General features: G+C 64.8%; 24 protein-coding genes, 1 tRNA gene and 1 riboswitch. Of the genes, 9 read left to right on the forward strand and 16 right to left on the reverse strand.

What is annotated here, in order from left to right:
* Positions 1–108 precede the first annotated feature (108 nt).
* The 3 genes from purF (at position 109) to HDC29_RS09775 (ending at position 2755) form a co-directional block, all read left to right on the forward strand.
* On the forward strand, positions 109–1566 hold the full coding sequence (purF, locus tag HDC29_RS09765; RefSeq protein WP_179496653.1) for an amidophosphoribosyltransferase: 1458 nt from the start codon (positions 109–111) through the stop codon (positions 1564–1566).
* A gap of 10 nt (positions 1567–1576) precedes the next feature.
* Positions 1577–2305, forward strand: a complete 729-nt coding sequence (locus HDC29_RS09770; protein ID WP_179497426.1) for an SDR family NAD(P)-dependent oxidoreductase — start codon at positions 1577–1579, stop codon at positions 2303–2305.
* 63 nt (positions 2306–2368) lie between these two features.
* The gene (locus tag HDC29_RS09775; RefSeq protein ID WP_179496655.1) at positions 2369–2755 is read left to right on the forward strand and encodes a hypothetical protein; all 387 of its coding nucleotides are present in this window, start codon (positions 2369–2371) and stop codon (positions 2753–2755) included.
* Between the two features lie 36 nt (positions 2756–2791).
* Here the strand turns inward: HDC29_RS09775 and HDC29_RS09780 are convergent, their stop codons facing one another.
* The 5 genes from HDC29_RS09780 to HDC29_RS09800 form a co-directional block, all read right to left on the reverse strand.
* On the reverse strand, positions 2792–3967 hold the full coding sequence (locus HDC29_RS09780; RefSeq protein ID WP_179496657.1) for a serine hydrolase: 1176 nt from the start codon (positions 3965–3967) through the stop codon (positions 2792–2794).
* 19 nt (positions 3968–3986) lie between these two features.
* Positions 3987–5267, reverse strand: a complete 1281-nt coding sequence (locus HDC29_RS09785; RefSeq protein ID WP_179496659.1) for a cyclopropane-fatty-acyl-phospholipid synthase family protein — start codon at positions 5265–5267, stop codon at positions 3987–3989.
* Positions 5268–5344: 77 nt separating this feature from the next.
* Positions 5345–6298: a metal-dependent hydrolase gene (locus HDC29_RS09790; protein WP_179496661.1), complete on the reverse strand. Its 954-nt coding sequence runs from the start codon at positions 6296–6298 to the stop codon at positions 5345–5347.
* 16 nt (positions 6299–6314) lie between these two features.
* A complete protein-coding gene (locus tag HDC29_RS09795; RefSeq protein WP_179496663.1) occupies positions 6315–7352 on the reverse strand; it encodes a 2-oxoacid:ferredoxin oxidoreductase subunit beta in 1038 nt (345 codons plus the stop codon).
* Complete coding sequence (locus HDC29_RS09800) at positions 7349–9214, reverse strand: 2-oxoacid:acceptor oxidoreductase subunit alpha (protein ID WP_179496665.1); 1866 nt, start codon at positions 9212–9214, stop codon at positions 7349–7351. Before HDC29_RS09800 ends, HDC29_RS09795 begins: the two co-directional genes overlap by 4 nt.
* Positions 9215–9398: 184 nt before the next feature.
* On the opposite strand from HDC29_RS09800, the gene HDC29_RS09805 reads away from it, so the two are divergent.
* Positions 9399–10346 carry an alpha/beta hydrolase gene (locus tag HDC29_RS09805; RefSeq protein WP_179496667.1) on the forward strand — a complete coding sequence of 316 codons (948 nt, stop codon included), beginning with the start codon at positions 9399–9401 and terminating at the stop codon, positions 10344–10346.
* On the forward strand, positions 10343–10819 hold the full coding sequence (locus HDC29_RS09810; protein ID WP_179496669.1) for an RNA pyrophosphohydrolase: 477 nt from the start codon (positions 10343–10345) through the stop codon (positions 10817–10819). Before HDC29_RS09805 ends, HDC29_RS09810 begins: the two co-directional genes overlap by 4 nt.
* Here HDC29_RS09810 and HDC29_RS09815 read toward each other — a convergent pair.
* Entirely contained in the window at positions 10780–11469 is a 690-nt protein-coding gene (locus tag HDC29_RS09815) for a uracil-DNA glycosylase (RefSeq protein WP_179496671.1), read from the reverse strand. The two genes, HDC29_RS09810 and HDC29_RS09815, sit on opposite strands and share 40 nt — an antisense overlap.
* A gap of 23 nt (positions 11470–11492) precedes the next feature.
* Between HDC29_RS09815 and folK the strand changes: the two genes are divergently transcribed.
* From folK to HDC29_RS09830, 3 genes are all read left to right on the forward strand, one after another.
* Positions 11493–12014, forward strand: a complete 522-nt coding sequence (folK, locus tag HDC29_RS09820; RefSeq protein WP_179496673.1) for a 2-amino-4-hydroxy-6-hydroxymethyldihydropteridine diphosphokinase — start codon at positions 11493–11495, stop codon at positions 12012–12014.
* 43 nt (positions 12015–12057) lie between these two features.
* A tRNA-Lys gene (locus tag HDC29_RS09825) sits at positions 12058–12133 on the forward strand.
* Positions 12134–12294: 161 nt separating this feature from the next.
* The gene (locus tag HDC29_RS09830; protein ID WP_179496675.1) at positions 12295–13320 is read left to right on the forward strand and encodes an NAD-dependent epimerase/dehydratase family protein; all 1026 of its coding nucleotides are present in this window, start codon (positions 12295–12297) and stop codon (positions 13318–13320) included.
* 6 nt (positions 13321–13326) lie between these two features.
* On the opposite strand, the gene HDC29_RS09835 is transcribed toward HDC29_RS09830, so the two are convergent.
* From HDC29_RS09835 to HDC29_RS09860, 6 genes are read right to left on the reverse strand one after another with little or no spacing between them, the layout of a single operon-like run.
* Positions 13327–13974: a DUF1109 domain-containing protein gene (locus HDC29_RS09835; RefSeq protein ID WP_179496676.1), complete on the reverse strand. Its 648-nt coding sequence runs from the start codon at positions 13972–13974 to the stop codon at positions 13327–13329.
* A gap of 1 nt (position 13975) precedes the next feature.
* Positions 13976–14497, reverse strand: coding sequence for a sigma-70 family RNA polymerase sigma factor (locus tag HDC29_RS09840; RefSeq protein ID WP_179496678.1), 522 nt, complete (start codon positions 14495–14497; stop codon positions 13976–13978).
* Positions 14494–14952, reverse strand: a complete 459-nt coding sequence (locus HDC29_RS09845) for a DoxX family protein (protein WP_179496680.1) — start codon at positions 14950–14952, stop codon at positions 14494–14496. The genes HDC29_RS09840 and HDC29_RS09845 overlap by 4 nt, the downstream gene beginning before the upstream one ends.
* Before the next feature lie 3 nt (positions 14953–14955).
* Positions 14956–15654, reverse strand: a complete 699-nt coding sequence (locus HDC29_RS09850) for a DNA-binding domain-containing protein (protein ID WP_179496682.1) — start codon at positions 15652–15654, stop codon at positions 14956–14958.
* The gene (locus HDC29_RS09855; RefSeq protein WP_179496684.1) at positions 15647–16510 is read right to left on the reverse strand and encodes a DUF692 domain-containing protein; all 864 of its coding nucleotides are present in this window, start codon (positions 16508–16510) and stop codon (positions 15647–15649) included. Before HDC29_RS09855 ends, HDC29_RS09850 begins: the two co-directional genes overlap by 8 nt.
* Before the next feature lie 6 nt (positions 16511–16516).
* A complete protein-coding gene (locus HDC29_RS09860; RefSeq protein WP_037556955.1) occupies positions 16517–16813 on the reverse strand; it encodes a DUF2282 domain-containing protein in 297 nt (98 codons plus the stop codon).
* Between the two features lie 168 nt (positions 16814–16981).
* Between HDC29_RS09860 and galE the strand changes: the two genes are divergently transcribed.
* Positions 16982–17998, forward strand: a complete 1017-nt coding sequence (gene galE / locus HDC29_RS09865) for a UDP-glucose 4-epimerase GalE (RefSeq protein ID WP_179496686.1) — start codon at positions 16982–16984, stop codon at positions 17996–17998.
* Here galE and HDC29_RS09870 read toward each other — a convergent pair.
* The 4 genes from HDC29_RS09870 to HDC29_RS09885 all read right to left on the reverse strand — a co-directional run bounded on the left by HDC29_RS09870 (position 17995) and on the right by HDC29_RS09885 (position 25486).
* On the reverse strand, positions 17995–18567 hold the full coding sequence (locus HDC29_RS09870; protein ID WP_179496688.1) for a TMEM165/GDT1 family protein: 573 nt from the start codon (positions 18565–18567) through the stop codon (positions 17995–17997). The genes galE and HDC29_RS09870 overlap by 4 nt on opposite strands.
* A gap of 14 nt (positions 18568–18581) precedes the next feature.
* Positions 18582–18760, reverse strand: a riboswitch (yybP-ykoY riboswitch).
* Complete coding sequence (locus HDC29_RS09875) at positions 18739–18957, reverse strand: hypothetical protein (protein WP_179496690.1); 219 nt, start codon at positions 18955–18957, stop codon at positions 18739–18741. Its footprint overlaps the riboswitch before it by 22 nt.
* Entirely contained in the window at positions 18957–23189 is a 4233-nt protein-coding gene (locus HDC29_RS09880; RefSeq protein WP_179496700.1) for a translocation/assembly module TamB domain-containing protein, read from the reverse strand. Before HDC29_RS09880 ends, HDC29_RS09875 begins: the two co-directional genes overlap by 1 nt.
* Positions 23189–25486 (reverse strand): autotransporter assembly complex family protein, encoded by a 2298-nt coding sequence (locus HDC29_RS09885; RefSeq protein WP_257018138.1) that lies wholly within the window; start codon positions 25484–25486, stop codon positions 23189–23191. Before HDC29_RS09885 ends, HDC29_RS09880 begins: the two co-directional genes overlap by 1 nt.
* Positions 25487–25656 lie beyond the last annotated feature (170 nt).

A 25656-nucleotide genomic window follows, 5' to 3' on the forward strand; every position in this document is an offset into this window, starting at 1 on the left:
CTGCCACCCCGTCCCTTGCCACGCATATGACAATATCGTGATTAGGGGGCGACATTTGTTATCGCCCTCCCTATATGCGCCGCAGTCCCCCTGCCCCCTTGGATCGACATGCTGACGACCCACCCTTTCGATGACGACAAGCTCCGCGAGGAGTGCGGCGTATTTGGTATTCATGGCGCCGATAGCGCTTCTGCGGTTGTCGCGCTGGGGCTGCACGCTCTGCAGCACCGCGGGCAGGAAGCCGCAGGCATCACCGCCTTCGACGGCAAGGATTTCCATACCCATCGCGCGATGGGCCATGTCGCGGGCAATTTCGATCGCGACGAGATCATCCGTCAGCTCGACGGCCCGTCGGCGGTCGGCCATGTCCGCTATTCGACGACGGGCGAGACCGCGCTTCGCAACGTCCAACCGCTCTATGCCGATTTGTCGACCGGCGGCTTCGCGGTGGCGCACAACGGCAACATCTCAAACGCTGCGGCTTTGAAGAAGGTGCTCGTCCGTCGCGGATCGATCTTCCAGTCGACCAGCGATACCGAGGTGATCATCCATCTGGTTGCGACGTCGAGCTACCGCTCGCTGCTGGATCGTTTCATCGACGCGCTGAAGCAGGTCGAGGGTGCTTATTCGCTGATCTGTTTGACCGCCGAAGGCATGATCGGCTGCCGCGATCCGCTCGGCATCCGCCCGCTCGTCATCGGCAAGCTCGGCGATGCGCATATCCTGGCGTCGGAAACGGTGGCGCTCGACGTGGTCGGCGCCGAATTCGTCCGCTCGGTCGAACCCGGCGAGCTCGTGATCGTCCGCGACGGCCAGCTGACCTCGCACCGCCCCTTTGCCGAGCAGTCGGCGCGCCCGTGCATCTTCGAATATGTCTATTTCTCGCGTCCCGATTCGATCGTCGACGGCACGAGCGTCTATTCGGTGCGCAAGGCGATCGGCGCCGAACTCGCGCGCGAAAATCCGGTCGACGCCGACCTCGTCATCCCCGTCCCCGATTCGGGCACGCCCGCGGCGATCGGCTATGCGCAGGAATCGGGCATTCCGTTCGAACTCGGCATCATCCGTTCGCACTATGTCGGACGCACCTTCATCCAGCCGGGCGACAAGGTCCGCCATCTGGGTGTCAAGCTGAAGCACAACGCCAACCGCGCGCTGATCGCGGGCAAGCGTATCGTGCTAATCGACGATTCGATCGTGCGCGGCACGACGAGCCTCAAGATCGTGCAGATGATGCGCGATGCCGGTGCCGCCGAAGTGCATATGCGCATCGCGAGCCCGCCGACCCAGCACAGCTGCTTCTATGGCGTCGATACGCCGGAACGCGCCAAGCTGCTCGCGGCACAAATGAGCGTCGGGCAGATGGCGAACTTCATCAATGCCGACAGCCTCGCCTTTCTGACCATCGACGGCCTTTACCGGGCACTCGGCGAAGCCGAGCGGAAGCAGAACGCGCCGCAATATTGCGACGCCTGCTTCACGGGCGACTATCCGACCACGCTGACCGATTTCGACGAGCATGGCCTGGAAGATCAATTTTCGCTGCTTGCCGAACGAGTTGTCTGACACAATGAATATGACGTCTGAAGAACTGGCGGGCCAGGTCGCGCTCGTCACCGGGGCGAGCCGTGGCATCGGCGAAGCCATCGCCGAATCGCTCGCCGCCCGAGGCTCGCATGTCGTGATCACCGCGCGCACCGCGGGCGGGCTCGAGGAGCTCGAAGATCGCATCCACGCCGCCGGCGGCAGCGCGACGATCGCGCCGCTCGACCTCACCGATGGCGACAGCATCGCGCGGCTCGCAAGCGCGATGGCCGAACGCTGGCAGCAGCTCGACATGCTCGTGCTCAACGCCGCGATGCTCGGCACGCTGACCCCGGTCGCGGCAATCGACGGCAAGGAATTCAACAAGACGCTGACGCTCAACCTGATCGCGCAACAGGCGCTGATCGCCAATTTCGACCCGCTGCTCCGCCGTGCCGCAAACGGCCGGCTGGTCGCGCTGTCGAGCGGCGTCGCGCGCGAGCCGCGCGCCTATTGGGGCGCCTATGCCGCATCGAAGGCGGCGCTCGAGACGCTGGTGACGAGCTATGGCGCCGAAATGCGCAATATCTCGGGCGTCCGCACCGCGATCCTCGACCCCGGCGGCACGCGCACCCAGATGCGCGCGCGCGCCTACCCCGGCGAGGATCCGCAGAGCATAAAGAACCCCGCCGCGGTCGGCGAATATGTCGCAAAACTGATGGTTGACGGCTTCGAAAGCACGGCGTTCCATGCCTTGCCCAAGGTCATGAAAAAAGCTTAACGCCATCTTCGCTTTCCTGCGCTAAGACGCTCGCATAAGAGGGTTTGCGAGGGCGCGGGAATAATGACGAGGACTATTTTGCGATCGGCAATTGCCGCAATCATCGGCATCGTCGTCGCTTTCGGACTGATCTGGCTCGCGCAATATGCCGGCAGCGAAATTTCCCCTGACGTTTACGATCCGGACAGCGGCGAAATCCTGATCCCCATCGGATCGACGATCTCGCTCATTGCCGGCTGGTTCATCGGCAGTTTTGCGGGCGGCTGGCTCGCGATGCGCGTGTCGGCCGGCACCGGTCCGGGCTGGATCGTCGCGGGCGCCGTCATTGGCGCGGCGCTCTATCGCGCGGTCACCCTCGCCGACAGTTGGTGGATCATGGCGCTGGCCGTCGCCGTACCGCTGGTCGCGGTCTGGCTGGCCCAGCGCGCGACGAGCATCGCCATCGACTGAACAATTGTCATCCCAGCGAAGGCCGGGATGACAAAATCAGTTTGCAGCCTCTTTATCCACCGCCGCCTGCACGCTCTTGTAGAATGCTTCGCGCGCGGCGCCGACGCCTTCGGGATCGGTCGCGGTCGGCCAGTTGCCGTTCGACGCGATCACCAGCTTTCTCTTCGGGTCGATGAAAATCCCCTGCCCGAAAATGCCCTGCGCGGCAAAACTGCCGTCGTCGTTCGTCCACCATTGATAGCCATAGCCGCGCCCCGGCACGTCGATTCCCGCCTGCTTCGTGGTCGCCGACGCAATCCAGTCGTCGGGCAGCACCTTCTCGCCCCCCGCAACACCGCCGTTCAGGATGAACTGCCCAAAACGCGCATAATCCTTGAGGCTCGCCGACATGCAGCAGCCGCTGATCTCATGTCCCGTCGGCCCGAGCATCCATACCGCATCCTGTTCCATACCGAACGGCTTCCAGATTTTTTCGGACAGATATTGTGACAGCGTCTTGCCGGTCGCGCTCGATACGAGCACGCCGATCAAATTGGTCTCGCCGGTCTTGTAAACCCACGTCGAACCTGCGGGTGCTTCGCGCGGTAAGCTCTTCATATAGCTTACAGTTATGTCTTCGCCCTCGACAGGCCTTTGCAGGTTGAACTGCGCCACGTCGGACTTGGGGTCGGTATAACCCTCGTTCCATTTGACGCCCGAAGTCATCGTCAGCAGCTCCCGCACGCTGACATCGTCATAGGCCGAGCCCTTGAGCCCCGGGATATAGGCGGTGACCTTGTCGTCGAGGCTCTTGATATAGCCGTCCTTCACCGCCGCGCCGACGAGGGTCGAGGTGAAGCTCTTTGCGACCGAGAAACTCGTCCAGCGCCCCGCGGCACCATAGCCCAACGCATATTTCTCGAGCCGGATCTTGCCGTCCTGAACGATGATCAACCCGGCGTTGCGCTGCTTCGCCATATAGGCATCGACATCGGTGCCAAGATCGATCGGCGCGCCCTGCGGCAGCGGATAGACCGCATCGCCCGCCTCTACCATATTCACGGCGACCTTTGGCACCGTCTCCATCGTGCGGAAGGCGGCGTCGCGTTGATCCTGGGTCCAGAACAGCACATTCAGATCCTTTGGCAATTGGTCGGTGGTTTGCGTGGTCGCGGGCGCGCTGCACCCCGCCGCCGCGGTGCACAGAAGCACCGCCGCCAAGAATCTTCGCATTTCGCTTCCTCCCCTGTTTTCAGGCCGTCTTTTCGAGCGTGACTTGCGCGACATCGATCCCGCCGCCACGAAAGCCGCCTTCGCAATATTGCAGATAATAGCGCCAGAGCCGGATGAATCGCTCATCGAAACCCGATGGAAGCTGATCGGCCGCGACCGCTGCGTCGAAGCGTTCGCGCCACTGGCGCAGCGTCTCGGCGTAATCGCCGCCGAAACGGCGCACGTCGCGCCATGCGAGCCCCCTCGCCTCCGCCAGCGCGCGAAAGCGGCTTTCGGAAATCAGGCAGCCGCCCGGGAAGATATAAGCCTGGATGAAGTCGCTGCTCGCCGCGTAGCGTTCGAACAGCGCATCGTTGATCGATATATACTGGATCGCCGCCTTGCCGCCGGGACGCAGCAGCCGGGCGATGGCGTCGAGATAGGCCGGCCAATAGGCTTCGCCGACCGCCTCGACCATTTCGACGCTCGCGATCGCATCATAGGGGCCCTGCACGTCGCGATAGTCGCAAAGCTCGATCCGCGAGCGTCCCGACAGATCCACCGCGTTCAGCCGCGCGTCGGCGATTTCGGCCTGCGCCGGCGACAGGGTGATGCCGGTGTAAAGTACATCATGCCGATCGACAGCGCGTTCGGCGAGCGCCCCCCACCCACAGCCGATTTCGAGCAGGCGGCTTCCCGAACGCAAGTCGAGCCGGTCGAGGATCGCATCGACTTTCGTTGCCTGCGCATCTTCGAGCGATTGCCCCGGATCGGTAAAAAGCGCACTTGAATAGTTCATGGAATGATCGAGCCACAAGCGATAGAAATCATTACCCAAATCATAATGGGCATGGATATTTCGCCGGGCTCCTCGACGGTCGTTGTGGTTCAGCGAATGGATCGCGCGGTTCAGCCAGCGCCACGGCCCCCGCGCCCGTCCGGCATTGCCCAGCGCCTCGCCATTGCGCATGAACAGATCGAACAGCGGCACCGGATCTGGCGACGACCATTCGCGCGCCTCGAACGCGCGATACCAGCCGACCGACCCCGACAGCGCAAGCCGTGCCAGCGCCGCCCAGCCGTGGAGGTGGACGACCGCCACCGGCCCCTTGCCGCGGCCGCCGAGCAAGCGCACGCTGCCGTCGGGCAGATGCCCCTCGATCGTGCCCTGCGCCAGCCCCGCGTCGATCCGGTCGAGCAGGCGGTGGAAAAGGCGCGCCGGCGCCAGGGCAATCAGCCGCGCCATGCCCCCGCCCGCGCGATAGGCGCGATCGGCGCGGAGCAGTTCCTTACCGCGGCGCGGGCTGACATGCGTGTTCATTGTCACCTTCCTGCCCCAAACACACCGCCCTGACAATCGGTTGAAGCGCGCACCGCCATGACGTCACGCGCGCGCTGTCATTCGGGATCGCTGGCGGTATCCGGCGCAGTCAGCCGCACTTGAAAACGATCCTGCGCGAGCGGGTGCATGAAGCGCTGGTCGCGCAGCAGAATCGCGTCCCTGTCTTTTTGCGCGACTGGCATCCGCGCCCAGAAGAGGAAGGCCCGAGCCGCGGGATCGGCCTTCACCCAGGTCGCGAGACGCGAATCGTCCATGCCCGTCGGACTGCCGGTCAGATCGACATGTCCGCCCACGCCGGGCACGAAACTCGCGGTGCCGAAACGATCGGCGGTGCGCCAGAAGATGTCGCGTTTCCAGAACGCCAGCGGCGGCGGGCTGGCCACGACGAGGGCGCCTTTCCGGCCGCCCGCGTCGAGCGCGATCGAGGCCATGCGTTCGGCAGCGCCGGTGATCAGGCCGTTCGCGAAAATATAGGCGCACACCACCGCAAAGCCGATCCAAGCGGGCCGCCGCCAGTCGGCCGTCGCAAGCCGCTCACGGCGGAGCGACAGCCAGACCGACACGGCGAGGGCGACCCATATCCACAGGTCGATGATGAAGATGCTGTCGCCATAGAACCAGCGATGGCTGAACGGTTCGAGCAGGCGGATGCCGTAATTGTTCAGCCAGTCGAGCGCGGGATGGCTGAGACAGCCGATATAAGCGAGCGCGAGCAGCCACCCCTTATCGATCGGCAATCGATCGGACGGCCGCTTGCCACGCCGTTCCTGCCAGCGGTCGAAAGCGAGCATAAGCGCCCACAGGAGGATCGGCAGCACGACGAGCGCGATGGGCCCATGCGTGATCCCGCGCCGCATCGATAGCGACTCGATGCCGTAAATCGCGCAGCCGGCGTCGATATCGGGCAGGTTCGCCGCGATGATCAGCGTCGGCATCGCGAGGCCGGTCTTCTTCTTGAGCCCCATCTGCCCGAGAAGTGCGCCGACAAGGCTGTGCGTCAGATTATCCATGTCGCGGAATGGATGATCAGAGTTCCGGCCCGCTTTCTGTCACGGTCCAGGTCTGCCCCTTTTTGAGCAGACCCTGCAGGTCGGCCTTCTTGCCTTCGGCCGCCGCCTGGTTTTGGCGGACGACATCGGCCTCGAAGGTCGGGCGCGGGTCATCGTAGAGGACCCCGAGCGCCATAGGGAATTCGCCAAAGCGCATTTCGACTAGCATGTGCGCGACGCTGCGGTTGGTGACGTCATGGACGATTACGCCCGCGGACTGCCAGTCGCCATCGACGACATCGACGGTCTTGAGGTGCAGCGCTTCGCCGTCGAGCGCGATGCCCTTGGTGCCTTTGGCATAGAGCATCGGTTCGCCATTCTCGAGCCAGAGCTGGCGATCCTCGGCGCCCTTCGGCGCCGCAAAATCCTCGAACACGTCTTTGTTATAGACGATACAATTCTGGAAAATCTCTATAAAGGCCGCGCCCTTGTGGGCATGGGCCGCTTTCAAAACCTCGGGCAGCTTCTTCGACACGTCGAAGCCGCGCGCTACGAAGCGCGATCCGGCACCCAACGCAAACGCGGCGGGCTGCGCGGGGCGGTCGACCGAGCCATATGGCGTCGACGGGCTGGTGGTGCCAACGCGGCTCGTCGGCGAATATTGGCCCTTGGTCAGCCCGTAAATCTCGTTGTTGAACAGCATGATCTGGCAATTGAGATTGCGGCGGATCAGGTGCATCGTGTGATTGCCGCCGATCGACAGCCCGTCGCCGTCACCGGTGACGATCCAGATGTCGAGATTGGGGTTGGCGAGCTTCAGCCCCGTCGCGAAGGCAGGTGCGCGGCCGTGGATCGTATGGAAGCCATAGGTTTCCATATAATAGGGGAAGCGCGACGAACATCCGATGCCGCTGACGAACACGGTATTCTCGGGCGCGGTACCGATTTCGGGCATCGTGCGCTGCACCGCCTTCAAAATCGCATAATCGCCGCAGCCGGGGCACCAGCGGACTTCCTGATCGGTTTCCCAATCCTTGAGCGTCGTCGTCCGCGCGATGGTCGTCATCTCGTTCACTTGAGTGCCTCCTCGATGGCGGCTTCGATTTCCGCGATGGTGAAGGGCTGGCCCGACACCTTGTTCACCGGCTTGGCATCGACCAGATACTGGTCGCGCAGCACGGTCTTGAGCTGCCCCGTGTTCATTTCGGGCACGATCACCTTGTCATAGCTCTTGAGCAGCTCGCCCAGATTGGCGGGCAGCGGCCAGATGTGGCGAATGTGAACATGGCTGACATCCGCACCTTCGGCGCGCTTGCGGCGCACCGCCTGATGGATCGGCCCGAAAGTCGATCCCCAGCCGACAACCGCGAGCTTGCCGCCCTCGGCGCCCAGCTCGACGACCTGATCGGGGACCTTGATGCGGTCGATCTTGTCCTTGCGGATGTCGGTCATCGCCTGATGGTTGCCCGGCGCATAATTGATGTGGCCGGTGTCGACTTCCTTCTCGATACCGCCGATGCGGTGGAGCAGGCCGGGGGTGCCAGGCTTCACCCAGGGACGCTTCAGATTTTCGTCGCGGCCATAGGGCTTGAAACCGCCTTCGGGCACGTTGGTCAGGAACTCGACCGGGAACGCCTCATAGGTCGTGAGGTCGGGCACCGCCCACGGCTCCGCAGCGTTGGCGATATAGCCGTCGGTCAGCAGCATCACGGGGGTCATATATTGCACGGCGATCCGTACCGCCTCGATCGCGCAGTCGAACGCGTCGCCGGGCGAGCGCGCGGCGATCACCGGCATCGGCGCGTCGCCGTTGCGGCCATAGACCGCCTGATAGAGGTCGGACTGCTCGGTCTTCGTCGGCAGCCCGGTCGAAGGGCCGCCACGCTGCGAATTGACGATAACGAGCGGCAGTTCGGTCATGATCGCAAGGCCCATTGCCTCGCCCTTCAAAGCGATACCCGGACCCGACGACGAAGTGACGCCAAGCGAACCGCCATAGCTCGCGCCGATCGCCGAACAGATGGCTGCGATTTCGTCCTCGGCCTGGAAGGTCGTGACGTCATATTCCTTGAGCCGCGACAGATGATGCAGGATCGCCGACGCCGGCGTGATCGGATAGCCGCCAAAGAACATCGGCAACTTGGCCAGTTGCGCCCCGGCGACGAGGCCGAGCGCGACACCCTCGGCACCCGTCAGCGTACGATAGAGGCCCGGCGCCGCCGGCGCGGGATCGACATGATGCTGCTTGAGCGGCCCCGCAAGCTCGGCGGTCTCGCCATAAGCGTGTCCGGCGTTAAGGGCCGCGACGTTCGCCGCTGCCAGATCGGGTGCCTTGGCGAACTTCGCATTGAGCCAGTCGATCAGCGGCTGGCGGTCGCGATCGAACATCCAGAGCGCCAGCCCCAGCGTCCACATATTCTTGCAGCGCAGCGCTTCCTTGTTGCCAAGGCCGAAGGGCTTGACCGCATCCATCGTCAGCTGGCTGATGTTGAGCTTCAGCAGCTGCCATTTGGCGAGGCTGCCGTCGTCGAGCGGGTTCGCGTCATATTTCGCCTTGGCGAGGTTGCGGTCGTTGAACTCGCCCTCGTCGGCGATGATCAGTCCGCCCGGCTTCAGCTGCGGCACATTTGTCTTGAGCGCCGCGGGGTTCATCGCGACGAGCACGTCGGGGGCGTCGCCCGCGGTGTCGATCGCAGAGGATCCGAAATTGATCTGGAAGGCCGACACGCCGAACAACGTGCCTTGCGGCGCGCGGATCTCGGCCGGGAAATCAGGGAAGGTCGCGAAGTCGTTGCCCGCGAGCGCCGACGAAAGGGTGAACTGACCGCCGGTCAGCTGCATCCCGTCGCCGCTATCGCCGGCAAATCGAACAACCACTGCATCCGAAAGGGGGGACTGCCGCTCGCCGTCGGCCCGGTCCTCTACCGCTGTCGCCATGTTTTCCTCTGCCTCAAATCTTGCGAACCTCTGACATGGGCGTAGGCCTCTGCGCCACAAGCCGCAATTGAGAAAAAATTGTGCGCCGCAAAGGGCGAAGCGCAAGTGGGTTTCATTTCGGGATTGAATTTGGCCCGCCGATACCGAATAGCATGGCGGAAATATCGATCAGGGAGAGACGCGAATGACCGACGGCACCACCCCTTATACGCGCCCCGATGTGGCGGCCTTCCTTGCCTTTCTGAACGCGCAGGAAGGTCCGAAGATGGAGGAAATGCCGCCCGAAGGCGGGCGCGAGATGTTCCGGGTGATGGGCCAGCTCGCCGACGTCCCGCGCGGCGACATCGCGCATGTCGAGGATCGGACGATTCCCGGCCCCGCGGGCGATATCGCCATCCGCATCTACGACGATCGCCCTACCCGAGAAACCGGACCGGTGATGGTCTTCTATCACGGCGGCGGCTGGGTGATCGGCGACCTCGACACCCACGATCCCTATTGCGCGGAAGCCGCGCGCCTGCTCGACATGCCGGTGATCGCGGTCGACTACCGCCTCGCGCCCGAGCATCCCTTCCCCGCCGCACCTGAGGATTGCGAAGCCGCGACGCGCTGGATTGCCGACAATATCCCCTGCACCGGCCTCGTGCTCTCGGGCGAAAGCGCTGGCGGCAATTTGACGATCGCGACCGCGCTGACGCTGCGCGACAAGCCTGCCTCGAAACCCGTCATCGCGATCCATCCCATCTATCCCGCCGTGACGACGCACGACGACTGGCAGAGCTATCGCGATTTTGGCGAAGGTCATTTGCTGACCAAGGGCGGCATGACCTGGTTCGGCAACCATTATGCCGCCGACCCCGCCGACTATCGCGCATCGCCGCTCGATTTCCCGGCCGAAGGCCTGCCGCCGACGCTCTTGATCACCGCGGGGCTCGATCCGCTGCGCGATCAGGGCCGCGCCTATGCGGCGAAGCTGGTCGAAGCCGGCGTCCCGACGACTTACCGCGAGGCAAAGGGGACGATCCACGGCTATATCAACCTCTCGCAGGGCATTCCGAGCGCGCGCGAAGATATTCGCGGGGCATTGACCGTATTGAAGGCGATCGTCGCCGAAGCTAACGGCGCTTCATGATCGATCACAGCAAACTCCCTTACCGCCCTTGCGCCGGCGTCATGCTCGCCAACCGCGACGGCCGCGTCTTCGTCGGCCAGCGACTCGATACGACGAGCGAAGCCTGGCAAATGCCGCAGGGCGGCATCGACGATGGCGAAGACGCCGAAACGGCGGCCATCCGCGAGCTGGGTGAGGAAACCGGCGTCCACGGCGGGCTCGTCGAGATCATCGCGCGCAGCCGCGAGGAATATTTCTACGACCTGCCGGACCATCTGATCGGCAAGATGTGGGGCGGCAAATATCGCGGCCAGCGCCAGCACTGGTTCCTGATGCGCTTCATGGGCGAGGACAGCGACGTCAACATCCACACCAAGCATCAGGAGTTCCGGGCATGGAAGTGGGCGGACCTCAACGAGGTCGAGAAACTGATCGTCCCATTCAAACGCGTGCTTTACCGCGGTCTCGTCGAGGAATTCGGCCCGCTCGTCTGACCCTTGAGCGCCAGCGCGGTACGAAAGACATCGGCAAACATATCGGGCGTCAGCCTGCCGGTATTCGTGTTATAGCGCGAGCAATGATAGCTATCGATCAGATGCCGGCCGTTGGGCAGCCTATGTACCGCTCCGTGGCCGAAACGATGAACAGATAGTCTCGCGCCGGCCGCACGTAATGTCGCGTCATGCGCGATCCGTCCGAGCGCGATGATCACGCGGACCTGTGGCAAGGCCGCCAGTTGCGTCTCGAAAAATGGTCGGCAATTCGAGATTTCCACCGGCGTCGGCTTGTTCTGGGGCGGCAGGCATTTCACGCTGTTGACGATGATCGCGCCATCAAGCGTCAGGCCATCGTCAAGCCGCGCATCATATCGCCCCCGACTCAGCCCGAACTTGGCAAGCGTCGCAAATAAGAGGTCCCCCGCATAATCGCCGGTGAATGGCCGCCCGGTGCGGTTCGCGCCATGTTTGCCCGGCGCCAGCCCCGCGAATGCAAGCCAGGCATCGGGATCGCCGAACGCGTGGACCGGCGCATTCCACCAGTCAGGATGCTCTGACTGACATTCGCGCCGCAGCGCGACAAGCCGCGGGCAGCGCGGGCAATCGCGCGGCGGCTCGGTTCCGGGCAATGGGCTGTCAATTTCCATGCGTCTGCGATAGGCGCGAGGTCATGAGCAACGCAACGCCGCTTCCGCTTTATGCCATCGGGCTCGGGTCGAACCGTCGCCATGCGCGTTATGGCGAACCGCGCGCGGTGCTACTGGCGGCGCTCGCCGCGCTCGAAAGCGACGATATCGAGGCCGTCGACGCCAGTCCGATCATCGCGAGCGACCCGATCGGCCCGTCGCGCCGGCGCTATGCAAACGCCGTCGCGCTCGTCGCTTCGGAACTCAGTCCCCCCGAAATGCTCGAACGGCTGCAGCAGATCGAGGCCAGCTTCGGCCGACGCACCGGCCAGCGCTGGAGCGCGCGCACGCTTGATCTCGATATATTGCTCTGGTCGGGGGGCGTCTGGTCTGACGCGGCGTTGACGATTCCGCATCCCGCCATGTCCAACCGCGCGTTTGTGCTCGGCCCGCTCCGCGCGATCGTCCCCGAATGGCAGCATCCGCTGACCGGGCGGAGCATCCGCCAGCTCGCCGCACGCCTGACGCGTCCGAAGCCGGTTGACCGGGGCGCCTCCGCGCACTAGGGCGACGGCTCACTTCGCGCGCCGCAAGATCCCGGCGCCGGATGGGCCCTTAGCTCAGTCGGTAGAGCAACTGACTTTTAATCAGTAGGTCGCTGGTTCGAACCCAGCAGGGCTCACCAAATTTCAATGATTTTCCGCTTTTCGACAAACCCGTAAGAGCGCGTGCGAAATTTGTGCTCCCGAGCTCGAATATCGCATGCAGCCTGACGCGTTTGCCTGTGAATCGACCGATCGGCTTGCTACGCACTGCCAAGGCTGGCGGACGAAAAGGGGAAGAGATTTGACGACGCTTATCACCGGCGCGGCCGGCTTCATCGGAATGCACGTCGCGTCGGCTTTACTCGACCGCGGCGAACCCGTCGTCGGTATCGACAATTTGACGCCCTATTACTCCGTCGAGCTCAAACATGCGCGCGTCGCGCACCTCAACGCCAACCATGGCGAGCTTTTCACCTTTATCGATGTCGATTTTGGCGATGCCGGCGCGCTCGCTGATGCGCTTTCCAGCCACCGGATCGACCGGATCGTCCATCTCGGCGCGCAGCCCGGCGTCCGCTATTCGCTCGAAAACCCCGCCGCTTACATTCACTCGAATGTCGCGGGGCACGTCAACATTCTCGAGCTGGCGCGCCACCGGTCGGTCGCGCATCTGGTTTATGCGTCGTCGTCGTCGGTCTATGGCATGCGCGCCGACGCGCCCTTTCGGGTGGCCGACCGCGCCGATACGCCAATCTCGTTATATGCGGCGACGAAACGGGCCGACGAATTGATGAGCGAAACCTACGCGCATCTCTTCAGGATACCCCAGACCGGCCTTCGCTTTTTCACGGTTTACGGCCCGTGGGGGCGGCCCGACATGGCGGTCTGGAAATTCACCGAAGCGGTTCTCCAGGGCCGGCCGATCGACGTCTATAATCACGGCGACATGCTCCGCGATTTCACCTTCATCGACGACATCGTCAACGGCGTCGTCCTGGCACTCGATCGCCCGCCCGAAGACGACCAGCGCGAGAAGCCGGGTGGTTTCACGACGCCGCACCGGCTCTACAACATCGGGAATAACCGCCCCGAACAACTCACCGAACTTATCCATGCGATCGAAATGGCATGCGGTCGCAGGGCGGAGATCAACCTGCTGCCGATGCAGGACGGCGACGTCTACCAGACGGCCGCGGATATCGACGATATCAGCCGCGATCTCGGCTTTGCCCCGACCACCCCGATCACCACCGGAATACCCGCTTTTGTCGCCTGGTACCGGGAGGAATGGATGAAGCGGCAGGAAACAATCCCAAGCAAGGCGTGACGCGTCCTACCAGCGCAGGAAACGCGGCAGGACCAGCCGCCCCGCAATCGCCGAGAGCAGGACCGCTGCGCCGTGCCAGAGCGCGATGTGGACGACGTCGTCGCTCGCGCAATGAAGCGCGACGATCGTCGCGCCCGCTGCGCCCGCAGCGATGCCGATGACCCAGCCCGCGCGCGTCGGCGACGTCGGCGCGCCGGCCTTGAGCCAGAAGAACAGCGCCGCGCCGACTCCCAAACCCGATGCCACGCCTTGCAAGAGGCAGCGCAGGCCAAAGCCGTGGCGCGCGGATTCCATCGCCGCATGGCCGTCGGTGATGCACGCGACGAGCGCCGCTAGCGGCAGCGACAGCGAGGCGCCGACCGCCCAGCGCCAACCGCCATAATCGCGCCCGACACCCGGCAACCCCATGCGCAGAGCGCTCCATGTCGCGGCAAGTCCCGTCGCCGCGGTCAACCAGAAGGCGAGCATCGAAAGCGGCGGCATTCCGCGCACCGCCAGATCCTCGCGCAAGCCGAAGATCAACAGCAACGCCGCGGCGCCCGCGACCCAGCCGGCCGCGACCCACATGGACCCGCGCGCGACGCGCCGTGGCCGCACGGGCGTCAAGTCCCCGGCGAGGTCGTCGATCAGATCGTCGATCGATGCGTCCTTCATCTCATTCGCTTTCAATCAGTTCGGCAAGCTTCTTGAGCCCGCGGTGGATATTCACTTTGACGAGCGACTCGCTCTGCCCGCAAATCTGTGATGCCTCGGCTATCGATGCGCCTTCTATCTTGACCAGCGTGATCGCCTGCGCCTGCTTTGGCGGCAACAGCGTCAGCAGATGATCGATGCTCAGCCGCGCATGGACCGCTTCATCCTCGGCGCCGACCGTGGCATCATTGTCCCCGAGTTCGGCCTCGTCACGCTGGCGGCGCAGCATGTCGATCCAGCGATAACGCGCGATCGCCGCGAGCCAGGGCAGGAACGCCCGCCCGCTGTCCCATGTCGCAAGCTTGCGGTGCATCGACACCAGCGTTTCCTGCACCAGGTCGTCGATATGGTGCGGCGCGATCCGCCGCGCGAAATAACGTTCGAGCCATTTGCGGCAATCGACGAGCAGCGCGCGATAGGCGCTTCGATCCCCCCGCTGCGATGCGGCCATCAAGCGCGCCAGCGAAGGTTCGTCGATGCTCATTTCGTGCGCATCCTAGCAATCACCGCGTCGAGCGAAAACAGCCCGCCGCCGCGCACGATCAGGATCGCGGCCATCGCCGCCCACAGCGAGTGAACGGGCCACCAGGCGTCGGGGAAAACGAAAATCTGAATGACGAGCGTCATCACGAGCAGGGCGCCCGCAGACAAGCGCGTTGCGAGCCCGAAAAGCAGCAACGCCGGAAAAAAATGCTCGGAAAAGGCCGTCAGCGGCACTGCGATCGCGGGATCGAGCGGCAGCCCTGAAAATTCGCTGCGGAACAGATCATATTGCGACGGATCGATCTTGACGAAGCTACCCTCGATCACCTTCGTCTGCCCCGATCGCCAAAAGACGCCCGCGAGCGCGACGCGCAGCAGCAACAACGCAGCCCCTTCGGCGAGCCGCGACCCCGCAATGGCTACGCCCTTGTCATAAAATCCCGTAATCGCATTCATCGCTCAAACCCTCTCGAAAGCCCCGGCCTCGATGAGCGCCGCGATTGCGACGCCGCCGTCCGGATGCTGTTCGGCAAGATGGCCGATGAGGTTACCGATCTGCTCGATTTCTTGCGCCATGCCGAGCGCGGCTGCCGCGGCCGGTTCGATCGCGAACAGGCGGACTTCGGCGTCGGGGCGCGTAACGAGCAGCGCCCGCGTATCGGACGCAAAGGCCGGGTCGACCAACGGCGCGGCGTCGCTAGAAAGCACCACGACACGCGTTGCCGGGTGAAGCCGGACCGGAAGGCTGAGTAGGCCGGCTTCGCCGAGGCCGAGCAGGTCGGCGAGGGCCAGCGGGAGTGCATCGGCTGCGTGATAGCTTTCGAGCCAAGCCCATTCGACGCGCGCGAGGTCGGCGGCGCGCGGGTCGGCGAGCAGTTCGGCAAAGGTCGCGCCGATGTCGTTCAACGAACGGTTCTCGGCCCCACCTTCATCGACAAAGCGGCGCGACAGCCGGTTGAATTCCCTCTCGCCCAGATAGTCGCGGGTGCGCGGAAACGTCTCTTCGAGCGCGACGAGCCGCGCGTGTGAGATCGTGTTGGCATGAACGCGAAGCCCGCGCATCACGGCGGCGTCGCCTCCCGCGAACAGATCGGCGGGCAGATGGGCCGGACCACGCAGCAAGGTTGCTGCGATCGCCGCCTGTTGCCGTTCAAGCATGGGCTGGCGCCCGCAGCAGCGCGTCGGCCTTGGCAGCTTCGGCGATCAGCGTCGCATAATCGGGAACGTCGGTATCCCATTCGATCAGAACGGGTTTCGGACCTGCCCGGCCCAGGAATCGCGCCAGCAAGTCCCAGCAGCTCGCGCGCACCGGCGACCCATGGTCGTCGATCGCGATCGTCCCGCCCATGCCGTCGTCCTTGACCGCATGGCCCGCGACGTGGATTTCGCCGACATGCCGCGGATCGAAAGCGTCGAGCCATGCCACCGGATCGAGCCCGAGATTGAAAGCCGAAACCTCGACATTGTTGATGTCGAGCAGCAAGCCGCACCCGCTGCGCCGGCAAAGCTCGTGCAGGAAATCGACCTCGCTCCAATCGTCACCAGCATAAGCGAGGTAGCGCGAGGGATTTTCGATCAGGAGGGGGCGGCGCAACCGGTCCTGCACGCGGCCGACTTCGGCCGTGAAATGATTGAGCGCCGGTTGGCTATAAGGGATCGGCAGCAGGTCGGGAAACTTGTCGCCGGGCCCGTTGCTCCAGCTCAAATGATCGGAGACCATCGCCGGCGCATAGCGGCGGCAGAGCGCCGCGAGCGCCTCGAGTTCGTCGCGATCGGCGCCCGCCGCCGAGCCCAGCGACAGCCCGACCGAATGAAAGCTGATCGGCAGATGCTCGGCGATCGCGGTCAGCCAGCGGTGCGGCGGCCCGCCCGCGCCGAAGTAATTCTGGGGGTGGACTTCGGCCCAGGCGGGCGCCCTTCCCTGCTCCGCCGCCGCCATCACATCGGCATAATGCTGCGGCTTGAGGCCGATGCCGGCGCGCACGGGCAGCGTCGGAAGCAGGGAAGCGGTCACGGACGGTCAGCCCTTCTTGGCGACCGGCTTGGCGTTGCCCTTGTGCGCGGCCAAGGTGCCGCCCATCTTGACGCAGCTGCCGGCGGGCACATGCTTCCAGGCGTTGCCCTGATAGTCGACGGTCGAGGTGCCGGCGCAGCTCGTGCCCGGCCCGGCGGCGCAATCATTCTTGCCCTTGAGCGCGACCCCATAGCATTTTTCCTTGGCGCCTTCGGCGGCGACGGCGGTGCCGCCGATCGCGGTGCCGGCAGCCATGGCGAGGACAGCCGAAGCGGCGAGCGACAGTTTGAGTGCATTGGTCATTATGATCTCCCTATTGAGAAACGAATGATGCGGAGGATGGCATCGTCATGGGTTCGCGGGAGGTGGTGCGAAAGTTACGCCGAGACGCGAGACAATGATTTGGCAGGCCGACTGCGATAGAATAGTCCCTCGACCGAGAGGCGACATAGGAATGGAGACAAGCGAGACATGAATATCCTGCTGACGGGCGGCGCCGGCTATATCGGCAGCCATGTCGCGGCGCCGCTGGTGTTGGCGGGCCACCGCGTCATCTGCTTCGACAATCTGTCGAACAGCGACCCCGCGGTGATGGATAGGCTCGAAGCGATCACCGGCCATGCTGTTCCACTCGTCACCGGCGACATCCGCGACAGCGAAGCCTTGCGCGAAGTGCTGCGGGACCATGCGATCGAGGCGGTGGTCCATTTCGCGGGGCTGAAGGCGGTAGGGGAATCGGTCGCCGAGCCGATGAAATATTACGACAATAATGTGCGGGGCACCCTGTCGCTGCTCGAAGCGATGGCCGATTGCGGGACCAAGAAGCTCGTCTTCTCGTCGAGCGCGACGGTCTATGGCCAGCCCCAATATCTGCCGCTCGACGAGAACCACCCGACCTCGGCGACCAACCCCTATGGCCGCACCAAGCTGATGATCGAAGAGATGCTCGCCGACGTCGCCGCCGCCGACCCCGAATGGCGGATTGCAATCCTGCGCTATTTCAATCCCGTCGGCGCGCACGACAGTGGGCTGATCGGCGAGAACCCCAACGGCATTCCGAACAATCTGATGCCGTTCATCAGCCGCGTCGCCGCCGGACGGCTCGGCGAATTGTCGGTGTTCGGCGACGATTATGACACGCCCGACGGCACCGGCGTGCGCGACTATATCCATGTCGTCGATCTCGCCGACGGCCATGTCGCGGCGCTTGAGGCAATTTCGAAGACCATGGATCCGCTGTCGATCTGGAACCTTGGCACCGGCCAGGGCTATTCGGTGCTCGACATGGTCAAGGCGTTCGAGCGCGTGAACGGCGTCAGCATCCCCTATCGTATCGCGCCACGCCGCGACGGCGATGTCGCAAGCTGCTTCGCCAGCCCCGAGCGTGCTGCGCACGAACTCGGCTGGACCGCGAACCGCGATCTCGACGCCATGTGCGCGTCGAGTTGGAATTTCGAGCGCACGCTCGCCGGGCGCAATTCGGACTAGCCGAGCCACCCCGCCGTCTGTGCCAGAACCCAAATGCCGATCACCAGGAACAGCGTGGCTGCTACGATACGCACCTTCGCGAGATCGACGCGCTTCAGCAATTCATGGCCGAGGAAAATCGCGGGCACATTGGCGATCATCATGCCGAGCGTCGTCCCTCCGGTGACCGCGACGACGTCATGATATTGCGCGCCGAGCGCGATCGTCGCCACCTGCGTCTTGTCGCCCATTTCGACGAGAAAAAAGGCGACGAGCGTGGTCAGGAACGCCCCGAAACGCGGCTTCGGGGCCTCATCGTCGTCGAATGAATCGGGAATCAGCGTCCACGCCGCCATCGCGATAAACGACGCGCCGATCGCATAGCGAAAGACCGGGCTGTCGAGAAAGGCGGCGGCCGACGCGCCGAGCAGCGCCGCTAGCGCATGGTTGGCGAGCGTCGCGACCAATATGCCCAAAATGATCGGCAGCGGCTGTCTGAAACGCGTCGCGAGCAGAATCGCGAGCAGCTGCGTCTTGTCGCCAATTTCGGCGAGCGCGACGATCGCGGTCGAGGTGAACAGGGCTTCCATGAATACTCCGGGGCCGGGCGGCTTGCGATTCCAACGGACATCTAACCCGCCGCCCGGCCCGGACGGAGGTCGATGCCATTGGTCTCGCCCAAGCGGTGCTCCCGCTTCCACCGCACCATGGCCTCTCGACCAAGTATGTTGACGCGGCGGCCCGTCCCGAAGGACGGCTGGCTACTCCCCAGATGACGGGGGCGGGTTAGACGGCTTGGCCTCGCCTTGCAAGCCTTTCGATACGGCGGCGGCCTTCTCCGCCTCGGCGATGTCGGCATCCATCGCCTTGGCACGCGCTTCGATCTCCTTTGCCGCCTTGTCATAGCGCGTGTCGAAGTCGGGCTCGTCCTTGCAGGCGGCGAGGAGCAGCAGCGGCACGAGCAGGAAGGCGGCGCGCATCAATAATCCTTGCGATATCGGATGCTGAGGTTCGACTGCCCCGAACCGCCCGCCTGACTGAGCAATGACAGTGCCCGCGTCAGGCTGATCTCAAGCTGCGTCGCGGTATAGCCCCGCGCGTCGGTGATCACCTCCAGATAGATATCCTTGGTGATATATTGCCCGGCGGCGAGCGCCGCGCCCCGCCCGACCGTATCGTCGGGACCAAGCACGCGCAGCCGGTCGATCCCTGTCGCCGACTGGAGCGCGCCGAGCGGGCTCAATCCACCGCCGCCGCTGCTCAGCGTGTTGAGCGAAGCCGCGAGTTGCACCGCCTGCAACGGCGAGAGCGTCGTGATCGAATCGCCGAACAGGATGCGCGAGACGATCTCGTCCTGCGGCAGGCCTGGAACGCTCGAGAAGGCGACCTGCGGATTGCTCGCGCGCCCCGTCACGCTGACCGTCACCGTCACCGTTTCGATCGTGTCGTCGGCAATCAGGCGGATCGCGGGGTCGAACGCGTCGCCGGTCGGGAAGGTCACCCTTCCCTCCTGAAGTTCGAACGAGCGCCCCGCAAAGCCGAGCGTGCCCCGCACCAGTTCGATTTCGCCGGTCACCTGCGGCGCCAGCGTCGTTCCGCGCAGCACGATGTCGGCGCTCCATTCGGATTCGAGCCCCATGCCCGACACATAGATTTCGTCGGGCGCCTTCAGCGCGATGTCGAGGCGGAGGAGGTCGAACAGGCTGCCTCCCACCGCGGCGAGCCCGTCACCGCTGATCCGCTGCCGCCCGGCGGGCGGTTTGCGCCGCACGCCGGTCAGCACAGGCACCTGCGCCGCGCCTTCGCGCACGATGCGATAGCGCGTTTCGGGCAGGCGAAGGCTGCCCGACAGCACGGCAGCCTGCCCCGCGACCTTTTCGAGCGTCAGATTCCCGGTCGCCCGCGCGGCGATATTCTCGCTGCGCGCGAGGCGCGCGTTGTCGAGCGTCGCCGCGATGTTCATCGGATAGCCATCGGCCGAAGCGAGGCTGACGAAACCATTCGCCTGCACCGTGCCATCGCCGGCCTTCGCGGTCAGCTGTTCGATCTCCAGCCGGTTGCCCGTGAAGCGCCCATTGACGACGATATTCGTCAGCTTGGTGCCGTAAGTCTGGTTCTCATAAGTCATGTCCTTGCCGCGCACCACGCCGTCGAGGCAGGGATCGGCGACGCTGCAACTGAAATCAGCGGCAACCGCGATCGGCCCCGCGACATGCTGATCGGCGGGGCCGAAGAAAGAGTAGAGCGTGTCGGCGGGGCCGTTGTAGCGGATCCCGCCGCCAAGCGGCGCGGCCATCAATCGCTCGGTCCAGCCGCCCGCACTGGGCCCGAGCGGCCGGAGCGACGCTTGCACCCGGCCGATGACGCTGCCGCGCTTGCGCATCACCGCGCGCGCCTCGCCACCGTCGGCGAGCAGCTTGCCGGCGAAATTGACATCGACCGGCTGGCTCACCGACGCCGCAGTAGTGCGGGTGAAACCGGTGATCGTCAGCCGCGCGTCGGCGCGGGGGAAGCTTTCGGAATTCGCCTGTTCGAAATCGAGGCTACCGGTCGCGCGGCCGCCCAGCCCCATGTCGGGATAGACGGCGTTGAGGATCGCCATATTGACCCGCTCGAGCCGGCTCTGAACCATGATGCCGTCACCGAAGCGTCCCGCGACGCGGGCGCTGCTGCCGCGGCCAAGATTGACCGTCGTCGGCAGCAATTCATATCCGTCGGCGCCGGGAATGATGCGCGCGGGCGACGCGGTGCGGAAATTGATCCCCGTCGCACGCCCCTGCACCGACGCGCGCCACAGCTCGGGCGTCAGATCGGCGTTCGCGGCAATGCGGAAGGGGACGCCGCTGGTGCCTTCGACAAGCGCCTGGGCCTTGCCGCTGCCATTCCGATAGTCAATCTTCACCCGCCCGACGGCGATGTCATAGTCGCGGATCTGCGTATCGGCGATCTGGATGTCGGCGACAATATGGGGCTGGTCATAGAGCGTGACATCGGCATCGACGATCGCCGAACCGATCGCGAGCTGCGCCGGGCCGGGAAGTACGACGTCGTTCGCCCGGACATTGATGGCCGCCGCCTGATACTGGCCTGCCGCGCTCAGCCGGACAAGGCCGCCGAGCCCCTGTCCCGACGCGTTGAGCTGTCCGGTGAACGGCCCGGCCCCGCTCTGCACGAGACGCCCGTTGAACCCGATGCCCGCGAGGTCGCCGCGTTCGACGTCGATCGTCAGCGGCCCCGCCGCCATCAGCAGCACTACGTCGGCCGACAGCGGCCCATAGTCGGTGTCGCCCGTCGCCGCGAGGCGATAGCCGTTCGGCGCCCCATTGACCCGCGCCACCAGGTTGGAAAGCCCGATGCCGAGCCCGGGCCGCTCGGCGGTTACCACCGCGCGCGGATCGCTGATCGTCCCGGCAAGCTGGACGCCGACCGGGCCATAATCGGTCGAATTCGCGCGCGCGGTCAGCCGGATCTGGCCGTTCGGCGCATAGCTCCCCCGCCCGCCGGTAATGCGCAGGCGCGGTGCGGTCAGGCGGAGACCCGAGAAACGGATGACGCCGTCGGTGCCGTAGCGCACGGCGCTCGACGCGGTCGCATTGCCGCCCAGGAAATCGCGGACCCCCGAATTGAACAATCGGGTCGAGCGTGCGCGAACGTTGCCGACGATCTCGAACCCGCCGCGCGGCGCGGTCTTGAGGTCGGCATCGGTGTTGATGTCGAAGATGCCGACGCTTTCGATGCGGTAATCGTTGATCCGCCCGTCGATTGCGCCGGTATAAAAGCCCTTGTTCAAATCCGCGATCAGTATCGCCTTCGCATCGATGCGCGGCGAGCGCAGGCGCAGATTGTCACTGAGGATACGTCCGTCCGCATAGGCAAGATCGCCGTCCAGCCGCACTTGCTCGAGCGTTCCGCCCGCGACGGTGTCGAGCCCGCGAATCCTCGCCGCGCGTCCCGCAACGGGCACCACGATCTGATCGGCATCGACGCGCGCCTTTCCGGCGAGCGTCAGCCCCTCGACAATGATGTCGTTGACCGCGAGGCTGTTGGCATTCGCCTGATAGTCCACCGTCGGCAGCGCGAATTCGCCGTCGAGCCTTGCCGTCGCGCGCAGCCCGTTGGCGCGAACACCGGGCGCGATTGCGCTCGGCCTCAGGATATTCACCGCAAGTTGAAGCGCCTCGAACCGGTTGCCGCCGAGGTCGAGCCCGCCGCTGATCCCGAGGCGCGCCGCGTCGGACGAGATCCGGCCGTCGACCGCGGCCTTTCGCTCCTGCAGCCGCGCGGTGAGGTCGATGACGGTTTCAGTACCGAGCAATTCCGCCGCCGGCCCCGTCAGCAGCCGTGATGCTTGCGCCGTTCCTTTGGCCGCAAAGGTGCCGTCGCGCGCCGTCAGCGCGACGCGTGCGAGCGGCGCGGCGCCGAGATTGGCGGTCAGATTGCCGTTCCACGCCTTCCAGTCGCCGCGCCCGGCAAGCTTTGCGGTCATTGGCTCCTTGAACCCGCCCATCGCCGCGAGCACGCCGCCCTGGGGCGCGGTGACGTCGAGCGTCATCGCGAGCCGGTTCCGTTCGGGAACCGCGTCCAGGACCAGCTTCAGCGTATCGCCCTGGCCGCCGCCACCGCTGATCGTTTCGGCGTTGGCGCTGACCTGCGCCCGCCGATCGGCGATCGCGACCCTGCCGCTGAACGTCGCCACCTGCCGTTCGCCGGCCACCGCGGGCTCGAAGACAAAGCGATCGACGCGAAGCCGTCCGACGTCGATGTCGAGGTCGGGTAGCAGTGGTTCGCCCGTATCGGGCACCGGCTTGAACGCGGGGACCTTCTCCATCACCAGCGTCTTCGCGGTCGCCGACCTGATATCGACATGATTCGCGAGATAGCGAACCGGGCGCCAGTCGACACGAAGCTCGGGCGAACGCAGGAAGACGCCGGTTGGATCGGACAGCGTGAAATCGCGAATGATCATCTGACCGTAGAGCGAGCCGTCGAGCCGGCCGATGCCGATCTTCATCCCGTTTTCGAATTCATATTTCTCGATCTGGGTGACGACGAAGCGGCGCCCGGCATCGCTGTTGAGTCCGATGAGAAACAGCGCAAAGAGCAGGATGAGCCCAAGCAAGCCGAGGCCGACCCAGCGCAGGATCGCCAGCGGTAACGACCGCCGCGTCGCCGGTGCGGCTTCCTCTCTTACCGCAGGCGCCTCCTTGGCCATCAGAAGGCCTGCCCGATCGAGACATAGACGCTGACGCGCGCCTCACCCGGCTTGCGTCCGATCGGCGTCGCGATGTCAAAGCGCATCGGGCCGAAATTGGTGTAATAGCGCGCCCCGATCCCGGCGCCGAAGCGCAGGTTCTGGAAGGTTGGCGCGGACGAACGATAGACCTGCCCCGCATCGACGAAGCCAACGACGCCGAAATTGCCGAAGCGATAGCGTGCCTCGACCGCCAACTCGTTCACGCTGCGGCCACCGATCGGGTCGTTGTTCGGGTCCTTGGGACCAAGCTCCTGATAACCGAAGCCGCGCACCGAGCCGCCGCCGCCGGCATAGAAACGCCGTGACGGGGCGAGCCGCTCGCGCGCCGCACCGACGATCGATCCGACACGTACCCGTCCTGCCAGCACGATGCTGTCGGTCACCGGATAATAGCCGCTGATGTCGGAGCGCAGGCGCGCATAGGGTGAAAAGCGCCCGGCGAGCGAGCCTTCGGGCTGGATCAGGCTCGTGATGCGAAAGCCCTTGGTCGGATCGAGCAGGCTGTCGGTGCGGTCCATCCCGACCTGCCCGGTCAACCCGAGGATCGTGTAGAAGTCGTATGACCGTTCGCCAGTCGCAAAATCATAATCATCCTCGCGCGTCGCAATCAGTTCGACGCCATAGGCATAGGTGAATTTCTTTTGCCAGATGGGCGTCGAATCATAGCTGACGCGCGCGCCGACGCGGCCCGTGATCGCGTTGAACGCATCATAGGTGCTGCGTGTGACTTCGGTCACGAGTTCGAGCGTGCGGTCGCGGCGCCCCGCGTTCGACCGGCGCAGCGTCGCACCGATCCCTAGCTCCTGCGTTCCCAGCACGCCGCGAAAGGTCAGCGCACCTTCGGGCGGGAGCAGGTTGCGGTGCGTCCAGCTGCCCTCCAGCCGGATACCCTCGCCGGTGCCGTAGCCCGCACTGGCGGCGAGCGTGCGCGGCGGGCCGGCCTGCTGGGTCACCAGCATCGTCACATATTCGGTATCGTCGCCTGCGCTCTTGCCCGTCGGCTGCGGTTCTGCGGCGACGGTCGCGAACAGGCCGGTCGCAACAAGCGCCTGCCTCAAGTCGTCAACCATTCGGCTGTCATACAGGTCGCCGCGCTTGAAGCGCGCGAGCACCTCGACATGCTCGGCGTCGAAGGCGAGATCGCCGGTCGTCTCGATCCCGCCGAAGCGCGATCGTTTGCCGATATCGACCGGCAGCGTGTAAACGCCGTCGCCCGTCGCGCCGTCGAGCAATATGTCGCGCTGACCGACCTTGGCGAAGGGATAGCCTTCCTGGGGAAGCTTGAGCGCGATCGCCGCTTCGGCGCCCTGGATACGCTGCGCGACGATCGGCTCGCCGACGCTCAGCGGGAAATTGTCGGCGATCAGGTTAGGCGGAATGGTCGGGTCCGCGTTGATGATGATGTCCGCCAATGTATAGCGTTTGCCCGGCTTCACATCGATGACCGCGGTAATCGACCGGCGCCGGCGTTCTTGTCCCTCTTCGCGTGCCCCGCGGTCGATCCGCGTATCCACGACCGCGTCATAATAGCCCTCGGACGCGAGTATCCGCTGCATCAGTTCGCCGTCGGCAGAGAGGCGTGCGCGGATCATAGCGGCATTGTCGGCCTTGCCGTCGCCGCCGTAGAGCGCCGACAGATCGCCGAACAGATCGGCCAGATCGACGTCGGTGCTGTCATCGGCGTCGCTCAGCCCGTTGACCTGTACCGTATAGGAAAGCTCGACATTGTCGCTGTCAGCTTCGGCCTCGGCGAACTCGACGGGTTCGACGTCGAAATTTTCAAGCGGCGGCAGCGGCGCGGCGAGCTCGCTGTCGCTGATCGGCGCATCACCGATCACTTCGGCCGCATCGCCATCGGCCAGCGCGGGAACGGGCACGCCGTCCACCTGCGGCGGCTGGGTTTCCGCGGTCGCGTCCGCGGCATCGTCGGAGCCGTCCGCCGCCCTCTTATTGGCCGCTTCGGTCGCCAGGCGCCGCTCGAATTCGGCGATCGATTCGATCGGCCGATCGAGTTCGGCATCGTCTTCGGCGCTGATCGGCGGGATCGATTTTTCGAACTCTTCGTCCTCGATGATCGGCTCTACCACCGGCAGTTGCGCCTCGGGTGGCGGCGGCGAAGGCGCTGCGATCTGGGCCGAGCCCGCATCGAGCGTCGGCACGACCTTCGGCGGCGCGACATCCTGTGCCTGCACCGCGCCCGCCCAAGCCAAACCGATAAGCGAGGTCGCGCCGATCAGCAGCGGGCGGCTCCGCAAGGGCGGACCCCAGCATGATCGACGGAAAATTTCAGATTGTTTCATCTGCTGGCCACCGGTCGACACTTGTGGCTCGCGAGATATGGCCGTGCAACCCGTTTCTCCCCTATTTCCAAGCTAACTCTCCGAGATCGGGACGGTTCCCGACGTTGCGGCGAGCTGCGCGCGGT

The sequence above is a fragment of the Sphingopyxis sp. JAI108 genome (genome assembly GCF_013410105.1).
Taxonomy (GTDB): Bacteria; Pseudomonadota; Alphaproteobacteria; order Sphingomonadales; family Sphingomonadaceae; genus Sphingopyxis; species Sphingopyxis chilensis.

What these genes read in the sequence shown, in the direction of transcription:
- HDC29_RS09815 (WP_179496671.1), bottom strand. Translation starts at nt 11,469, where the DNA reads ATGGAAATTGACAGCCCATTGCCCGGAACCGAGCCGCCGCGCGATTGC.
- folK (WP_179496673.1), top strand. Translation starts at nt 11,493, where the DNA reads ATGAGCAACGCAACGCCGCTTCCGCTTTATGCCATCGGGCTCGGGTCG.
- purF (WP_179496653.1), top strand. Translation starts at nt 109, where the DNA reads ATGCTGACGACCCACCCTTTCGATGACGACAAGCTCCGCGAGGAGTGC.
- HDC29_RS09880 (WP_179496700.1), bottom strand. Translation starts at nt 23,189, where the DNA reads ATGGCCAAGGAGGCGCCTGCGGTAAGAGAGGAAGCCGCACCGGCGACG.
- HDC29_RS09860 (WP_037556955.1), bottom strand. Translation starts at nt 16,813, where the DNA reads ATGACCAATGCACTCAAACTGTCGCTCGCCGCTTCGGCTGTCCTCGCC.
- HDC29_RS09785 (WP_179496659.1), bottom strand. Translation starts at nt 5,267, where the DNA reads ATGAACACGCATGTCAGCCCGCGCCGCGGTAAGGAACTGCTCCGCGCC.
- HDC29_RS09875 (WP_179496690.1), bottom strand. Translation starts at nt 18,957, where the DNA reads ATGCGCGCCGCCTTCCTGCTCGTGCCGCTGCTGCTCCTCGCCGCCTGC.
- HDC29_RS09845 (WP_179496680.1), bottom strand. Translation starts at nt 14,952, where the DNA reads ATGAATGCGATTACGGGATTTTATGACAAGGGCGTAGCCATTGCGGGG.
- HDC29_RS09840 (WP_179496678.1), bottom strand. Translation starts at nt 14,497, where the DNA reads ATGAGCATCGACGAACCTTCGCTGGCGCGCTTGATGGCCGCATCGCAG.
- galE (WP_179496686.1), top strand. Translation starts at nt 16,982, where the DNA reads ATGAATATCCTGCTGACGGGCGGCGCCGGCTATATCGGCAGCCATGTC.
- HDC29_RS09805 (WP_179496667.1), top strand. Translation starts at nt 9,399, where the DNA reads ATGACCGACGGCACCACCCCTTATACGCGCCCCGATGTGGCGGCCTTC.
- HDC29_RS09835 (WP_179496676.1), bottom strand. Translation starts at nt 13,974, where the DNA reads ATGAAGGACGCATCGATCGACGATCTGATCGACGACCTCGCCGGGGAC.
- HDC29_RS09850 (WP_179496682.1), bottom strand. Translation starts at nt 15,654, where the DNA reads ATGCTTGAACGGCAACAGGCGGCGATCGCAGCAACCTTGCTGCGTGGT.
- HDC29_RS09790 (WP_179496661.1), bottom strand. Translation starts at nt 6,298, where the DNA reads ATGGATAATCTGACGCACAGCCTTGTCGGCGCACTTCTCGGGCAGATG.
- HDC29_RS09770 (WP_179497426.1), top strand. Translation starts at nt 1,577, where the DNA reads ATGACGTCTGAAGAACTGGCGGGCCAGGTCGCGCTCGTCACCGGGGCG.
- HDC29_RS09810 (WP_179496669.1), top strand. Translation starts at nt 10,343, where the DNA reads ATGATCGATCACAGCAAACTCCCTTACCGCCCTTGCGCCGGCGTCATG.
- HDC29_RS09775 (WP_179496655.1), top strand. Translation starts at nt 2,369, where the DNA reads ATGACGAGGACTATTTTGCGATCGGCAATTGCCGCAATCATCGGCATC.
- HDC29_RS09800 (WP_179496665.1), bottom strand. Translation starts at nt 9,214, where the DNA reads ATGGCGACAGCGGTAGAGGACCGGGCCGACGGCGAGCGGCAGTCCCCC.
- HDC29_RS09870 (WP_179496688.1), bottom strand. Translation starts at nt 18,567, where the DNA reads ATGGAAGCCCTGTTCACCTCGACCGCGATCGTCGCGCTCGCCGAAATT.
- HDC29_RS09780 (WP_179496657.1), bottom strand. Translation starts at nt 3,967, where the DNA reads ATGCGAAGATTCTTGGCGGCGGTGCTTCTGTGCACCGCGGCGGCGGGG.